This is a genomic window from Ancylobacter lacus (assembly GCF_018390635.1).
In the GTDB taxonomy this organism is placed as follows: Bacteria; Pseudomonadota; Alphaproteobacteria; order Rhizobiales; family Xanthobacteraceae; genus Ancylobacter; species Ancylobacter lacus.
The window spans coordinates 119,254-133,446 of the sequence record NZ_JAHBGE010000063.1 but is presented as its reverse complement, the minus strand read 5'-3'; the positions used below and the strand labels follow the sequence as shown (position 1 = coordinate 133,446).

Here is a 14,193-nt window from a genome sequence, read left to right as displayed (position 1 = left end):
ATGACCGAACCGCAGACCTTCCGCAACGCGCTGACCTTCTGCAATGCGCGGGAGACGTTGCTGCGCTTTCCCTTTCCCTTCGCTGCCGACCGCTACGAAACGGCGGCCAACCTCGAACAGAACGACCGCACGGGACCGTGCGCGGCGCTGCGGGCGCTGTTCGACGTCGACGCGCATTACCGCGCCGAGATAGAAGAGAAGGCCTTCGTGCTGGCGCGCGACCCGCAACGCTGCACGCTGCTGCCGCATCTCGACCTCGCCCAATGGGACGTGGTCGAGCTGGTGATGAGCAGCCTCGCCCGCGACTTTCCCCAGTTGTTCAGGCTTGACCGCGACGGACGCCGCTGGCGCTGGCGCAACGCGGCGCTCGGCATCGACCAGAGCTTCCGGTTCGGCGACCCCGACAGCCTGCCCTGCCCGCCCTTCGAGTACATCGCCCGACAGACCCAGGGCGACATGGTGCTGCTCGCCCAGCGCGGCGACATGCTCTATCTCGACGGCGGAATGCTCACGGCGGCGCAGGGCTGGTCCCTGCCCTTCGATCTCGGCATGAGCTGGCGCGAGATTCATGGCGAGGTGACGGGCGAGCGCGAACAGGCGGCCATCGAGCGCGGCCTCGCCTTCGCGCTGCGGATGCAGCCGGAGACGCAGGTCCGCCGCCCCAACTGGGTCATCTGCGTCACCCCGCGCCTCGATAACGGGCTGGAGACCGCCGCGGAATGGGCCGGGCTCTATGAGGGAGCGCCGCCGGCGGACCTTGGCCGGAATCTGCTTCTGCGCGTTGAGGTGCAGCAGCTTTACCGGCTGCGGCGCAGCCATGTGATCCTGTTCGCCATCCGCGTGTACATGGCGCGCCTGTCCGAAATCGCGACGGTGCCGAAATGGGCGGCGCGTCTTCACCGCGTGCTGCGCGACCTCGATCCGGCCGTCGCCCGGGCGAAGGCGGTGCCGTTCCGCGACGACCTCGTCGCCTATCTCGCGCCGTTCGACGACGGCGCCCCGCTGGCGCCCGGACGGGCGCCGTTCTGACCGCAGCCGGAGACCCCGCCGTGACCGACCCTGCCCTGCCCCGATCCCGTGTCCGCCCGCTCACGCCCGGCGAAATCCTGCCCGCCGATCCCCACGCGGTTCTCATCGGGCGGGTGTGGTCGCACGCGGCCGGCGGGCCCTGCCCGGTGCTGGTCGCCGACGGGCGGGTGCGCGACCTCTCCGCCGTGGCGCCGACCCTTGCGGGGCTGATGAACCTTCCCGGCTGGTTCCCGCGGGAGGCGGCAGCCTATCCCGATCTCGGCGCGCTGGCCGATTATCTCGGCGCCGGCGGCGAAGGCCCGGCCGGCCGGCTGCTGGCGCCCATCGACCTGCAGGCGGTGAAGGCGGCGGGGGTAACCTTCGTCGACTCCATGCTGGAACGGGTGATCGACGAACGGACCAAGGGCGACGCGTCGGCGGCCGAGGCCATCCGCCGGGACCTGCACCGGGCGGTCGGCGACCGGCTCAGCGCCATCGTGCCGGGCTCGGAAGCCGCCTCCCGCGCCAAGGCGCTGCTGCAGGAGCTCGGCTACTGGTCGCAATATCTGGAGGTCGGCATCGGGCCGGACGCGGAAATCTTCACCAAGGTGCCGCCCATGTCGAGCGTCGGCTGCGGGGCGCAGATCGGCCTGCACCCGATCTCGCAATGGAACAACCCCGAGCCGGAGGTGGTGATGGTGGTGAATGCGCGCGGCGAAATCCGCGGCGCCACCCTCGGCAACGATGTCAATCTGCGCGATGTGGAAGGCCGCTCGGCGCTGCTGCTGAGCAAGGCGAAGGACAATAACGGTTCCTGCGCCATCGGCCCCTTCATCCGCCTGTTCGACGCCGGCTTCTCCCTGGCCGATGCCGGGCGGATGACGGTGACGCTGAATGTGGAGGGACCGGAGGGTTTCAAGCTGGAAAGCGTCAGCGAGATGGCGCGCATCTCGCGCAGCCCGGCCGATCTGGTCGGCCAGACCATCAACCGGGCGCATCAATATCCCGACGGCTTCGTGCTGTTCCTCGGCACCATGTTCGCCCCGGTGGTCGACCGCGAGGGCGAAGGCCTCGGCTTCACCCATCACATGGGCGACGAGGTGCGGATTCACACGCCGGAACTCGGCACGCTGGTCAACTGGGTGGAGCGCTCCGACGCCATCCCGGAATGGACCTTCGGAACGCTGGCGCTGATGGAGAACCTCGCCCGCCGCAACCTGCTTGGGCATTAGGGCCGCGCGCCCTCGCCCTTGATGACGGCTCGCCGGTCAGCGGCCGGGGAAGCTGCGCTCCCCGGCTCCCCCGTCGCCGATCTGCTGGACGACGTCGGCGAGCTTCTCGGCGAAACGCATGGTGAGGCCGGAGAGCTGGGCGCTGGAGCGGTGGACGATGACCAGCGTCTGCCAGCTCACCTCCTCCGACAGGATGGGCACGAAGGTCAGCGTGCCGCCGAGGCGCTCCAGCTCGACATCGGCGCGGGTCAGCACGGTGGCGAGATCGCTGAGCCGCGCCAGGCGCTTCAGGAGGTCGATGGAGTTGCTCTCCACGATCGGCTCGATCGACAGGCGCGAGCGCCGGGTGAGCCGGTCGAAGATCGTCCGCAAGGTGAGCCCTTCCGCCGGCAGGGCGAAGGCGTGCCCGGCGAGATCGCTTGCCCGGACGCTGCTGCGCGTCGCGAGCGGGTGGTCCGGCCCCACCACGAGGCCGACGCTGCAGCGCGTGCTGCTGTAGATGTTGAGGTTCGGCTGTGGGGGAAGGTCGAAGCCGAGGCCGAACTGCGCCTCCCCCTCGCCGACCGCGAGCGCGATGCGGTCGGCCGGCATGGCGGTCAGGGTGATGCGTGTCAGCGGGTAGGTCATGTGCCAGGCGCTGACGACCGGGGCGAGCACGTCGGCGGTCAGGGCTTCCAGCGTTGCCACGTTTATCCGCGTGCGGCGCAGCGTCTTGAGATCGCTGATGCGGCCGATGGTGCGGGCATGGTCCTTCAGCGTCGCGCGGATGTGCTCCACCAGCAGCTCGCCGGCCGCCGTCAGCCGCACCCCGCTCGACAGCCGCTCGAACACGGCCACGCCAAGCTCCTCCTCGAAGGCGAGGATCTGCCGGTTGATCGCCGAGGAGGCGATGCCGAGCCGCTCGGCGGCCTGCCGCATCGATCCCGCGCGGGCGACCTCGTCGATGTAGCGCATGAGGCGCGAGTGCAGCATGGCGGGCTCCCGATGGGCGCTGCCAAAAAGGCAGCGCTTCACTGATTTAATGATGCTAGCGGGCGGACGCGGGCGATCCTAGCCTCTTCGCAGACGCAACATCGCCGACGCGCCGAACGGGAGAATGGAATGACCAACAGGAGCTGCCGGAGGCTCGCCGCCGCCGCCGCAATCGCCCTCGCCGCCCTGAGCACGGGCTGGTCGGCCAAGGCCGACACACTGGCCACCATTCTCGCGGAGAAGAAGGTCACCGTCGGCACCGAGGCCGCCTTTCCGCCGTTCGAGTTCGTCGAGAACGGCAAGATCGTCGGCTACGGCAAGGACATTCTCGACGCGGTCATCGCCGATCTCGGCGTCGAGCTGGTCCAGCTCGACGTGCCGTTCCAGGGCATCCTGCCGGGGCTCGACGCCAGGAAGTTCGACTTCGTCGCCACCTCGGTCGGCATCACGCCGGAGCGTGCAGCGAAATATGCCTTCACCATGCCAATCGCGGTCAGCAGCGAGGTGATCCTCAAGCGCGCCGACAGCCCGATCTCCACCATCAAGGACCTGGAAGGCAAGGTGGTCGGAACCCAGCTCGGCACCACCACCGAGCAGGAAGCCCGCAAGGCCGATGCCGCGCTCAAGGCCGCCGGCGGCAAGGGCTTCAAGGAGCTGAAGCTCTACCCGGCCTTCCCCGAGGTCTATGTGGCCCTCGCCTCCGGCGAGCTGGACGCGGTGGTGCAGAGCGGCCCGAACGTCGCCACGCTCATCAAGGAAAAGCCCGGCGTGTTCGCCGTCGGCGAGACCATCAGCCAGACGCCGCGCTACATCGCCTGGGTCACCCGGCCGGCCGACCCCGATCTGCGGGCCCGCATCTCGGCGGTGATCAAGAAGCTGCGCGACACCGGCAAGCTGGCCGAACTCCAGAAGAAGTGGTTCGGCTTCACCATGGACATCCCCGACTCCGGCTACCTCCCCGCCGGCGCGCTCTGAAGCCGCGGCGGGAGGAACCGGCAATGGCACTCGATGGATCGGCCTATCTCGACGCGCTGCTGAAGCTCGGCGCCGTGAGCTGGATAAGCCTGTCCATCGCCCTCGCCGCCATGGCGCTGGCCCTGTGCGGCGGGGTCGCGCTGCTGCTGCTGCGCGTCCTCAAATGGCGGCCTCTCAGCCTCGTCCTCGCCGCCCTGCGCAGCATCGTCTTCGGCGTGCCCGTGCTGGTGCTGATCCTGTTCGCCTATTACGTCCTTCCCGCCATCGGGCTGAACCTGTCGCCGGTGGCCGCCGGCACGCTGGCGCTGGCGCTCTGCAGCGCGTTCTTCATGAGCGAGATTTTCGGCGGGGCGCTCGCCGCCATTCCGCAGGGACAGGTGGAAGCCGGCGTCGCGCTCGGCCTGCGGCCGTTCTGCGTGTGGTCGCGGGTGCTGTTGCCGCAGATTCTCCGGCTGAGCCTCGGCCCGCTGGTGAACGAGTTCACCATTCTGCTCAAGGCGACGGCGCTGCTCTCGGTGGTCACCGTCACCGACATGATGCGCACGGCGCAGCAGATCTACGCGGTGAATTACCGGCCGTTCGAAACGCTGCTGGCGCTCGCGACGATCTATGTCGCCATCAATGTGCTGGCGAGCCGCCTCGGCGGCAGGCTGCAGGCCATGACCTGCAACGGGATGCGCTGAGCCGTGGCGGCGCTGGACCTCGCCCGGCGTTTCTGGCCGCTGCTGGCAGACGGGCTTTTGCTCACCGTCTGGGTCTCGCTTGCCGGCATCGGGCTCGGCTTCATTCTCGCGACACTGCTGGCCACCTGCCGGAACGCCCGCCGCAAGCGGCTGCGGGTGCCGGCCGCCGTGGCGATCGAGCTGCTGCGCAACGCGCCCTTCATCGTGGTGCTGTTTCTGGTGCATTTCGGCGCCCCAAGGCTCGGGCTGCGTCTGCCGGCCTGGGGCAGCGGTGTGCTCGCGCTCGCGCTCTATGGTGCCGCCTATTTCGCCGAGGTGCTGCTCGCCGCCTACAGGGCCGTGCCGCACGGGCAGACCGAGGCGGCCCGGAGCCTCGGCCTGTCGCGGCTGAACATCCTGCGCCTCGTCGTCGGCCCGCAGATGCTGGGCGTCGGCCTGCCGGCGGGCCGGGTCGTGGCGATCATGCTGCTGAAGGATTCCGCCATCCTCTCGGTCATCGCGGTGCCGGAGCTCACCCACGCGACGCTGCGCATCCAGGCCGAGACCTTCGACACGGTCGCCACCTTCATCATCACCGCCACGCTCTACTGGCTGCTGGCGACGACGCTCGGCGCCCTGCTCGACCGCCTCGACCGTGGCGCGCGGGACCAGCGCCGGGACATGCTCCGCGGCAGCGCGGTGGGGCGGCGCTATCTCGCCCTCGACGGCTACCGGCGCTGAGCGCCAGGCGGAACAACGTCTTCAACGAGAAAAGGAACAGACGCCATGGACCAGTTGCTCGATGCGCCCGGCAGTGTGCCGGCGCTGCGCGATCTCGGTGACGAGCCGGGCCCGCGGCGGTGGGAAACCGTCATGGCGCCGAAAGGCCGTACCGCCTTCGAGCTCGAAAAGGGCGACACGCTGCGGATCATCGACCTCGACGGGCAGCAGGTCGCCGACCTCATCTGCTTCGACCGGCACAACCTCACCGACAAGATCTCGCACAGCACCACCGTGATGCTGAAGGGCAACATCCATCTGACCACCGGCGACTACATCCGCTCGGTGGACGCCTATCCCATGCTGAAGATCACCCGCGACACCGTCGGCCGGCACGACATACTCGCCGGGTCCTGCTGCCCCGGGCTGAACCGCCTGCGCTACGGAGAACAGGCCGCGCATCAGCCGAACTGCCGCGAGAACCTCGCCGCCGTGATGGCGCCCTACGGCGTCCGGCTGAGCGAGATTCCCTACACCTTCAACATCTTCATGAACGTGCCGGTGAGCCCGGACGGCGACATCGAGGTGATCGCCCCGGTCTCGAAGCCGGGCGACTACATCGATCTGCGCGCCGAGATGGACCTCGTGGTGGCGATCTCGAACTGCCCGCAGGAGCGCAATGTCTGCAACGGCTTCAAGGCCACGCGGCTCGGCCTCGTCGTCTATCGCGCGCAGGCCCTGGCATGAGCACCCCCGCGCTGGAGGACCTGTTCCGCGGCCTCGTCTTCTACGGCACGGGCGGCGGCGGACGCGCCGAGCCCGGCCTTGCCCTGCTCCGCCATTTCGGCGCGGACTGGACGCCGCGCTTCACCGCGCCCGCTGACCTGCCGCCGGACGCCATGGCCTGCGCCACCATCGTCATCGGCGGGCGCGATCCCGCCGAGGACATGCCCGCCGAAGAGCGCGCGAGGCTGGGCGTGCCGGCGCTCGATCTCGCCATGCCGCTGCGCTTCGCCCGCGCCGTGCAGGCGCTGGAGCGCGCCACCGGCACCGAGATCGCGGCGCTGGCCGTCGTCGAGCTTGGCAGCCTCGCCATGGCCGCGACGCTGGTCGCCGCCGACATGCTCGGCAAGGCGGTGCTCGATGCCGACGGCACCGGGCGCTCCATTCCCGAGCTCGGCCTTGCCAAGCTGGACCTCGTCGGGCTGTCGCCGGCGCCGGCCGCGCTGGTGGACCGGTTCGGCAACGAGACCGTCCTGCTGGCCACCAGCGGCGCGGCGATGACCGACCATCTCGCCCGCCGGATGAACGCGGCGGTGCATGGCCGGGGACTGGCGTGCGCCGGCTATCTCGCGCCGATGCGGGCCTTTGCCGCCGGCCTCGTGCCCGGCAGCGTGGCGGCGGCCCATGAGGTGGGCGCGCTTCTCGGCGGCCCCGGCCCGGCCGCGCCGCGCCTCGAGGCGCTGTTCGCCCGCACCGGCGGACGCCGGCTCTTCTCCGGCACCGCGACGGAAGTGCACTGGCGCAGCGCCGAGCCCTACCGCTTCCGCGATCTCGACTATCATTTCGCCGGCACCGGCCCGGACCAGGGCGAGACCTTCCGCATCTGGGTGAAGAACGAACATCACCTCGTCTGGCGCGGGGCGGAACGCATCGCCTCCAGCCCCGACCCGATCGCGGTGCTCGATGCCCGCACCCTCGAACCGCTGACCACCCTCGGCGATGTCGAGCCGGGCCGCGAGGTGGTGGCGGTGGTGGTGCCGGCGCTCGACCCGATCTGGCGCACGGCGGAGGGGATCGAACGGCTGAGCCCGGCCCGGCTCGGTTTCGAGACCGGCGAGGGGTGACGGACCGGCCGCGCCGGGCCTCCGGCGCGGGCGCGGGCCGCCCGCCAAGGGAACATCGCCGGGTGGCCGCGGTTCTCCCCCGGAACCGAGCCCGGAGGAAGACCCATGAAAACCACCCATCTTCTCGTCGCCCTGCTGCTGGCGTCGAGCCCCGCGGCCGCGCAGTCGGCCGCCGAGCAGACCGGCGTGAACGCGACGCTGGGGATCAGCCCCTCGACCGCCGACTTCATCACCAAGGCGGCGATCAGCGACATGTTCGAACTCGACTCGAGCGAACTCGCCACCCAGCGCGGCAGCGCCGCGACCAAGGCGTTCGCCGCCGACATGATCACCGCGCACCGCAAGACCTCCGAGCAGCTCAAGGCGCTGGTCGGCACCGGCAAGGTGGAGGGAACGCTCCCCATCGCGCTGGACGAGGAGCACCAGGACGAGCTGGCGGACCTCGAAAAGCTGAACGGCCGCGAGTTCGACAAGGAATACCGCGAGGACCAGATCGACGCCCATGAGGCGGCGGTCTCGCTGTTCGAGCGCTACGCCAAGGGCGGCGAGAACGCCGCGCTGAAGCAGTGGGCCGGCACCGTGCTGCCGGAGCTGAAGCACCATCTGGAGATGGCGAAGAAGCTGCCGGACTGACGCCGGCCGTTTCCGTTGCCCGCCGTCGAAGGCGACGGTGGGCCGCGCGGATTTTCTGCGGCGCGGGGGCCAGAGCGGCGAGCCGCTTCGCGCGGCGCCGCTCGACAAGGCCGCCCGCGAGGGGCAGGTTGCGGCCATCGTCGCCCTTGCCCCTCCCGAGTGTCGCCTGACGCTCCCGTCCGCGAGTCCCGCCCCATTCCGAGCCTTCTGCACCACCCGCGGACGATCCGGTTGTGCCGGCTGGCCGGCGCGGCGGCGGTCGCGCTGATCGTCGTCCTCTCGCTGCTGCCGGCGGACGAGATGCGCCGCACCGGGGCGCCGGGCGTGGTGGAACACGCCCTCGCCTATTTCCTCGCCGCTCTGCCGCTGGCGCTGGGCTGGCGGCCCGGCCCGGCCCCAGTGTTCGCACTCGACCGGCGTTTTGCCCTCGGCCTGCCGGCCCTGGCGGGGATGATGGAGCTGCTGCAGTTCTTCTCGCCCGGCCGGCATCCGCATCTCGCCGATGCCGCTGCCAGCAGCGCCGGGGCGCTGGCGGGCCTCGCCGTCGCCGCCACGCTGGTGCGATGGGGCGCCCCCGCGCTCTCGGGGCGGCAAACAGATTAAATATTAGGCGCGCCTACAGGCAGGGCAGACGAACTGAGCTTCGCCCCTTCGCGATACTCCCGCCGCGCCCGCCCGCCTTACCCTCTGTCCATCGCCGATGCGTCGAGATGCGCCGGCGCCGTTGCAGCAAGGGATAAAGGTGCGTCGATGCCGGCCAATCCGTTTCATCTGTCCTGGTTCCTCCAGGGCTCCAGCATTCAGGCGTGGGGCGAGCCGTGGACCGGCAACATCGCGCAGGAATGGATGACGGCCGACATGTTCGTCGACCTCGTCAAGGGCATGGAGCGGGCCTGCTTCGACTACATCCTGATCGAGGACTCGATCTATATCGGCCAGAACTGGCAGGATTCGCGCGACATCTTCCTGAAGGGCGGCATCTGCGTGCCCCGGCAGGAACCCTCGGTGGTGGCGACGCTGATGGCCGCCAATACCCGCCGGCTCGGCATCGTGCCGACGCTCTCCACCTTCGCCTACCACCCCTACCTCACCGCCCGCATCGTCTCCTCGCTGGACCAGATCTCCGGCGGGCGCGCCGGCTGGAACATGGTGACCGGCAGCTCGGACTATTCCGCCCAGAATTTCGGCATGGACAAGCTGCCGGACCATGACCAGCGCTATGTCATGGCCGAGGAATATATCGACATCGTCAAGGGCCTGTGGGGCTCCTGGGAGCCCGGCGCCATTCTCGACGACCGCGAGAACGGCGTGCTGATCGACCCCGCCAAGGTCCACACCATCGACTACAAGGGCCAGTACTACGCCTCGCGCGGGCCGCTGAATTCCGGCCCCTGCCCGCAGGGCCAGCCGGTCATCGCGCAGGCCGGCGGCTCCAAGAGCGGGCGCCGCATCGCCGCCACCCATGCCGACACCATCGTCGCCGCGCCCAACGGCGTCGCCGCGATGAAGCAGTATCGCGACGACATCCGCAGCCAGATGGCGGCCATGGGCCGCGACCCCAACAGCTGCAAGATCCTGTTCCTGTTCTCCCCGATCGTCGCCGAGACCGAGGACCAGGCGAAATACTTCGCCGAGCAGCGCCGGGTGCTGTCCGCCGCTCATCTCGATGCCCGCATGGCCCGCTTCGGCTGGAGCACCAATCTCGACCTTTCCGGCCTCGACCTCGATACCCCGGTCAGCCAGCTCACCCTGACCACCAATGGCCACCAGTCGAGCCTCTCGCAATTCCTCACCCGCGCCGGCGACAAGTCGCTGCGCGAGGCGATGATCGACCACACCTCGCAGGGCTACTGCGTCGACGTCTACGGCACGCCCGACAGCGTCGCCTCGCAGATGAGCGAGATCATGGAGGAGGTCGGCGGCGACGGCTTCCTCATCGCCCTCGGCGACGTCAGCCGCCGCTCGGTGGCCACCATCATGGACGGGCTGGTTCCGGTGCTCCAGCGCCGCGGCCTCACCCGCAAGGGCTACGCCCACGCCCAGCTCCGCGACAACCTGCTGGAGTTCTGACCCCCCGTTCCGCCCCCCGCCCCCCCAGCCACCGCACGACAGGGACCGACGCGATGTTCTCAGGCCTGCTTCCGACCCACCGCCTTCGCCATCCCCGCGTGCTGGCCTGCGGCGCTGCCGCCGCCATCGCGCTCGCCCTGGTCGCGGCGCCCGGCAGCGCCCGCGCCGAGAAGCTCAAGCTCGGCAATGAAGGGGTCTATCCCCCCTTCTCCATCGTCGACTCCTCGGGCCAGCTCACCGGCATGGAGCCGGAACTGGCCCGCGAGATGTGCAAGCGCATCGGCGCCGACTGCGAAATCGTGGTCATGGACTTCAAGGCGCTGATCCCGTCCATGCTGCAGGGCAAGTTCGACGGTATCGTCACCCAGATCTCGCCGACGCCCGAGCGCATGGAGAAGGCGCTGTTCGCCATGCCCATCGTCTACAACCCCGCCACCTTCGTGGTGCGCAAGGACAGCAACTACACCCTCACCAAGGAAGGCGTGACCGGCAAGGGCATCCGCCTCGCCCTGCAGCGCGGCGCCTCCATGGTGCCCTACATCCACAAGATGTTCGGCAAGGACACCTTCGTGGAGGTGTATTACGACAATCCCGACCAGATGAAGCTGGACCTGCTGGCCGGTCGGCTCGACGCGGTGTTCGATTCCAAGATCAACTGGACGCTGGAGCTGATCGCCAAGCCCGAGGGCAAGGACTACATGCTCACCGGCGGCGACCACTGGCTCGGCGACCCCGCCATCCCGGAGGCCGAGCGCGGCTATAGCTGGATCTTCCCGAAGAAGAGCGAGGCGCTGGTCAAGCGCGTCAACGAGGCCCTCGCCTCGATGATCAAGGACTGCACCTACACCACCATCCGCAAGAAGTACGTGCCGGTGGCGACGCTGAGCGCCGAGGCCGCCTGCGACAAGACGAACTGATCGCGAGGCAGCACCCCGGAGCCGGCCGATGATGCATCTCTCCCTTCCCGAGTTCGCCGACTATCTCCGCCAGCTCGGGCAGGGGGCGCTCATCACGCTGGAACTGTTCCTGGCCAGCTTCGCCCTCGCCTTCCTGTTCGGCGTGCTGGTCGGCATCCTCACCCTGTCGCCGAACCGGCTGGTGCAGGGGCTGTGGCGGGTCTACGCCTCGATCTTCATGGGCGTGCCCTCGCTGCTCGTCATCTTCCTCATCTTCTATGGCGGCAGCGCCATGCTGGCGGCGGTGTTCGGCGCCGCCGGGGCGGGAATCGACATCTCGCCCTTCGGCGCCGGCGTCGCCGCGCTCACCATCGTCTATACCGCCTACATCGCCGAGCTGGTGCGCGGGGCGATCGGCAACCTGCCGAAGGGCCAGTTCGAGGGCGCGCGCGCCCTCGCCATACCCCCGCTCGTCATGTGGCTGAAGGTCATCCTGCCGCAGGCGCTGCGGCTGGCGCTGCCCGGCCTCGTCAATGTCTGGAGCTTCATGCTGAAGGAGACGCCGCTGGTCTCGCTGGCCGGGCTGCAGGACCTGGTGGCGAGCGCCAAGGTGGCGGCGGGCGCGACCAAGGAGCCCTTCGTCTTCTTCATCGCCACCGCGCTGTTCTTCATCGTGTTCAGCGCCATCACGCTGAAGCTGGCGGACCGGCTGGAAATCCGGCTGGAGCGCGGCCTGCGCCGCACGCCGCAGCGCCGCGACGCCGGGGTGCGGGCATGAACGCGCTGCCGGTCGACCTCGCCCTCGCCTGGGACAGCCTGCCGGCGCTGCTGCGCGGGCTGCAGGTCACGGTGCTCATCACCGCGCTGCCGCTGGTGTTCGGGCTGGCGCTGGCCTTCCCGCTCTGCTTCGCCCGGATGTCGCCGCGGCGCTGGCTGGCGCTGCCGGCGGAACTGTTCGTGGTGTTCTTCCGCGGCGCCCCGGTGCTGATCCTGCTCTACCTCGTCTATTACGGCTTCGGCCAGATCAAGGCGCTGCGCGAGGGGCCGCTCTGGGTGCTGTTCGGCTCGGCCTTCGGCTGCGCCATCCTCGCCTTCAGCCTCAACCATGCCGCCTACATGGTGGAGGTGCTGCGCGGCAGCCTCAACGCCGTGCCGCACGGCATCGTCGAGGCGAGCGAGGCGCTCGGCATCTCGCGGCGCAACGTCTTCATCTGGGTGAAGATGCCGCTCGCCATCCGCTACGGGCTGAAGGCCTACCAGAACGAGGTGGTGAGCTTCACCAAGGGCACCGCCATCGTCTCGGTGGTCACCATCACCGACCTCACCGCGGTGGCCAACTCCATCTTCGAGCAGACCTACGACCCCTTCACCCCCATTCTGTGCGCCGCGGCGCTGTACTGGGCGTTCGTCAACGTGCTGCGCATCGGCTTCGACCTGTGGGGCCGCTGGCTCGACCGCCACAACGCGGTGCCGCCGCAGGAGCAGGCGCAGCAGCGCGCGGCGGTCGCCGCCAGCGCCGGCGAGATTCCGGTCCCGGCGCCGCGCCGCCGCAGCGGCTTCAGGAGGCCGGTCCTATGACGGCCGTCCCCGATCCCGGCATCGCCGTCTCGGTCACCGGGCTGGTGAAGCGCTATGGCGACCATGCCGCGCTGTGCGGCGTCGACCTCGAGGTGCGGCGCGGCGAGAAGATCGTGATCTGCGGGCCCTCCGGCTCCGGCAAGTCGACCTTCATCCGCTGCCTCAACGCGCTGGAGCGGCACGATGCCGGCCGCATCGTCGTCAACGGCATCGAGCTCACCGGCGACGAGGGCACGGTGCAGGACGTGCGGCAGGAAGTCGGCATGGTGTTCCAGCACTTCAACCTGTTCCCGCACCTCACCGCGCTGGAGAACTGCATGCTGGCGCCGCGGCTGAACCGCGGCCTCGGCAAGGCGCAGGCGCAGGCGCTCGCCATGAAGCATCTGGAGCGCGTCCACCTCGCCGACCACGCCGGCAAATACCCTTCCCGCCTCTCCGGCGGCCAGCAGCAGCGGGTGGCCATCGCCCGCGCCCTCTGCATGGAGCCGCGCATCCTGCTGTTCGACGAGCCGACCTCGGCGCTCGACCCGGAGATGGTGAAGGAGGTGCTGGCGGTGATGGAGGAACTGGCGGCGAGCGGTGTCACCATGCTGTGCGTCACCCATGAGATGGGCTTCGCCCGCCGGGTGGCCGACCGCTGCGTGTTCATGGACCGCGGCGCCATCGTGGAGAGCGGCGAGGCCGCCCGCTTCTTCGACGCGCCGGCGAGCGAGCGGCTGCGCGGCTTCCTCGCCCAGATCCTGCACTGACGCCGGAGCCGCCGGCCCACCCCACGCCGCCCCACGAGGTCGGCCGGGCGAACCGGAAAGCCCGCCCGTTCCCGATCCTCTATTCAGGACGCGTTATCCCTTCCGCCCATCGGCGCGGGACGGGGCATTGCCCCAGGGGCTGGGTCGCCGCGCCGACGCCGCGCGGCGGGAGGCCGTCGCACGGCCCTCGACGACGGCGCCGCGCGCCGGGACATCTCCCGCCGCGCGGCCTTGCCGCCGCGTTGCCTGGCCGCCGCGCTGCCTTGCAACGCCGGGAGCCCGCGCGGCGCGCGCGCCCCGCCTTCAGGCGGCCGGCGGGGTGAAGCCGGCCAGCGTCTTGCCCCGGAAGAACAGCAGCGGCTCGCCAGCGCCGGCCGAACGGGCGCCCACCACGGTGCCGATGACGATGGAGATGCTGCCGCGCTCCACCACCTGGTCCACCACGCAGTCGAACACGCCCAGCGCCGCCTTGAAGGTGGGCGCGCCGGTGGCGAGCGGCTCCCACTCGCCGGCGAGGAAGCGGTCGGCTCCCGACAGCCCGGCCTTGCCGGAGAAGGCGTCGGCGACATGGCCGGCCTCGGCGGGCAGGAAGTTCACCGCGAAGTGCTTCTTCGCCAGCACCGGGCCCAGCGCGCTGGTCTTGGCGTCGATCGAGACCAGCAGGGTGGGCGGATCGGCGGTGACATGGGTGGCGGACAGCCCAAGGAAGCCGGCCGGCCCCTCCTCGCCCTGCGCGGTGACGATGGTCATGCCGGTGGCACGTTCGCCCAGCGTGCGCCAGAAGGTCTTGGTGTCGATGGGGGCAGGCGTGTCGGTCATGGGCAGCGTACTCCTGGAAGCGGCGGGTTCGG

General features: G+C 69.9%; 16 protein-coding genes. 14 read left to right on the top strand and 2 right to left on the bottom strand.

Translation table 11 applies throughout. The annotated features are described in order from the left end of the window. Nucleotides 1-1,029, top strand: a complete 1,029-nt coding sequence (locus tag KHC27_RS21725; RefSeq protein ID WP_246519970.1) for a heme-dependent oxidative N-demethylase family protein — start codon at nucleotides 1-3, stop codon at nucleotides 1,027-1,029. 20 nt (nucleotides 1,030-1,049) lie between these two features. After that, the gene (locus KHC27_RS15430; protein WP_343210923.1) at nucleotides 1,050-2,240 is read left to right on the top strand and encodes a fumarylacetoacetate hydrolase family protein; all 1,191 of its coding nucleotides are present in this window, start codon (nucleotides 1,050-1,052) and stop codon (nucleotides 2,238-2,240) included. 36 nt (nucleotides 2,241-2,276) lie between these two features. Here the strand turns inward: KHC27_RS15430 and KHC27_RS15425 are convergent, their stop codons facing one another. Then, nucleotides 2,277-3,212: a LysR family transcriptional regulator gene (locus KHC27_RS15425; protein ID WP_213340272.1), complete on the bottom strand. Its 936-nt coding sequence runs from the start codon at nucleotides 3,210-3,212 to the stop codon at nucleotides 2,277-2,279. Between the two features lie 129 nt (nucleotides 3,213-3,341). Here KHC27_RS15425 and KHC27_RS15420 point away from each other — a divergent pair, with 129 nt between their 5' ends. The 12 genes from KHC27_RS15420 to KHC27_RS15365 all read left to right on the top strand — a co-directional run bounded on the left by KHC27_RS15420 (nucleotide 3,342) and on the right by KHC27_RS15365 (nucleotide 13,342). Continuing rightward, nucleotides 3,342-4,187, top strand: coding sequence for a transporter substrate-binding domain-containing protein (locus KHC27_RS15420; protein ID WP_213340271.1), 846 nt, complete (start codon nucleotides 3,342-3,344; stop codon nucleotides 4,185-4,187). Between the two features lie 23 nt (nucleotides 4,188-4,210). Further along, entirely contained in the window at nucleotides 4,211-4,870 is a 660-nt protein-coding gene (locus KHC27_RS15415) for an amino acid ABC transporter permease (RefSeq protein WP_213340270.1), read from the top strand. Nucleotides 4,871-4,873: 3 nt separating this feature from the next. Then, on the top strand, nucleotides 4,874-5,590 hold the full coding sequence (locus KHC27_RS15410; protein ID WP_213340269.1) for an amino acid ABC transporter permease: 717 nt from the start codon (nucleotides 4,874-4,876) through the stop codon (nucleotides 5,588-5,590). 45 nt (nucleotides 5,591-5,635) lie between these two features. Continuing rightward, a complete protein-coding gene (locus KHC27_RS15405; RefSeq protein WP_213340268.1) occupies nucleotides 5,636-6,316 on the top strand; it encodes a DUF1989 domain-containing protein in 681 nt (226 codons plus the stop codon). Further along, nucleotides 6,313-7,416 (top strand): DUF917 domain-containing protein, encoded by a 1,104-nt coding sequence (locus tag KHC27_RS15400; RefSeq protein ID WP_213340267.1) that lies wholly within the window; start codon nucleotides 6,313-6,315, stop codon nucleotides 7,414-7,416. Before KHC27_RS15405 ends, KHC27_RS15400 begins: the two co-directional genes overlap by 4 nt. 105 nt (nucleotides 7,417-7,521) lie before the next feature. Beyond that, a complete protein-coding gene (locus tag KHC27_RS15395; protein WP_213340266.1) occupies nucleotides 7,522-8,049 on the top strand; it encodes a DUF4142 domain-containing protein in 528 nt (175 codons plus the stop codon). Nucleotides 8,050-8,280: 231 nt separating this feature from the next. Beyond that, the gene (locus tag KHC27_RS15390; RefSeq protein ID WP_213340265.1) at nucleotides 8,281-8,652 is read left to right on the top strand and encodes a VanZ family protein; all 372 of its coding nucleotides are present in this window, start codon (nucleotides 8,281-8,283) and stop codon (nucleotides 8,650-8,652) included. Between the two features lie 147 nt (nucleotides 8,653-8,799). Continuing rightward, nucleotides 8,800-10,119: an NtaA/DmoA family FMN-dependent monooxygenase gene (locus KHC27_RS15385; protein WP_213340264.1), complete on the top strand. Its 1,320-nt coding sequence runs from the start codon at nucleotides 8,800-8,802 to the stop codon at nucleotides 10,117-10,119. Nucleotides 10,120-10,172: 53 nt separating this feature from the next. Continuing rightward, nucleotides 10,173-11,036: a substrate-binding periplasmic protein gene (locus KHC27_RS15380; RefSeq protein ID WP_246519969.1), complete on the top strand. Its 864-nt coding sequence runs from the start codon at nucleotides 10,173-10,175 to the stop codon at nucleotides 11,034-11,036. 28 nt (nucleotides 11,037-11,064) lie between these two features. Next, nucleotides 11,065-11,793 carry an ABC transporter permease gene (locus tag KHC27_RS15375; protein ID WP_213340263.1) on the top strand — a complete coding sequence of 243 codons (729 nt, stop codon included), beginning with the start codon at nucleotides 11,065-11,067 and terminating at the stop codon, nucleotides 11,791-11,793. Further along, nucleotides 11,790-12,593 (top strand): ABC transporter permease, encoded by an 804-nt coding sequence (locus KHC27_RS15370; protein ID WP_213340262.1) that lies wholly within the window; start codon nucleotides 11,790-11,792, stop codon nucleotides 12,591-12,593. Before KHC27_RS15375 ends, KHC27_RS15370 begins: the two co-directional genes overlap by 4 nt. Beyond that, nucleotides 12,590-13,342: an amino acid ABC transporter ATP-binding protein gene (locus tag KHC27_RS15365; protein ID WP_213340261.1), complete on the top strand. Its 753-nt coding sequence runs from the start codon at nucleotides 12,590-12,592 to the stop codon at nucleotides 13,340-13,342. The genes KHC27_RS15370 and KHC27_RS15365 overlap by 4 nt, the downstream gene beginning before the upstream one ends. A 303-nt stretch (nucleotides 13,343-13,645) precedes the next feature. On the opposite strand, the gene KHC27_RS15360 is transcribed toward KHC27_RS15365, so the two are convergent. Then, the gene (locus KHC27_RS15360; protein WP_246519968.1) at nucleotides 13,646-14,161 is read right to left on the bottom strand and encodes a flavin reductase family protein; all 516 of its coding nucleotides are present in this window, start codon (nucleotides 14,159-14,161) and stop codon (nucleotides 13,646-13,648) included. Nucleotides 14,162-14,193 lie beyond the last annotated feature (32 nt).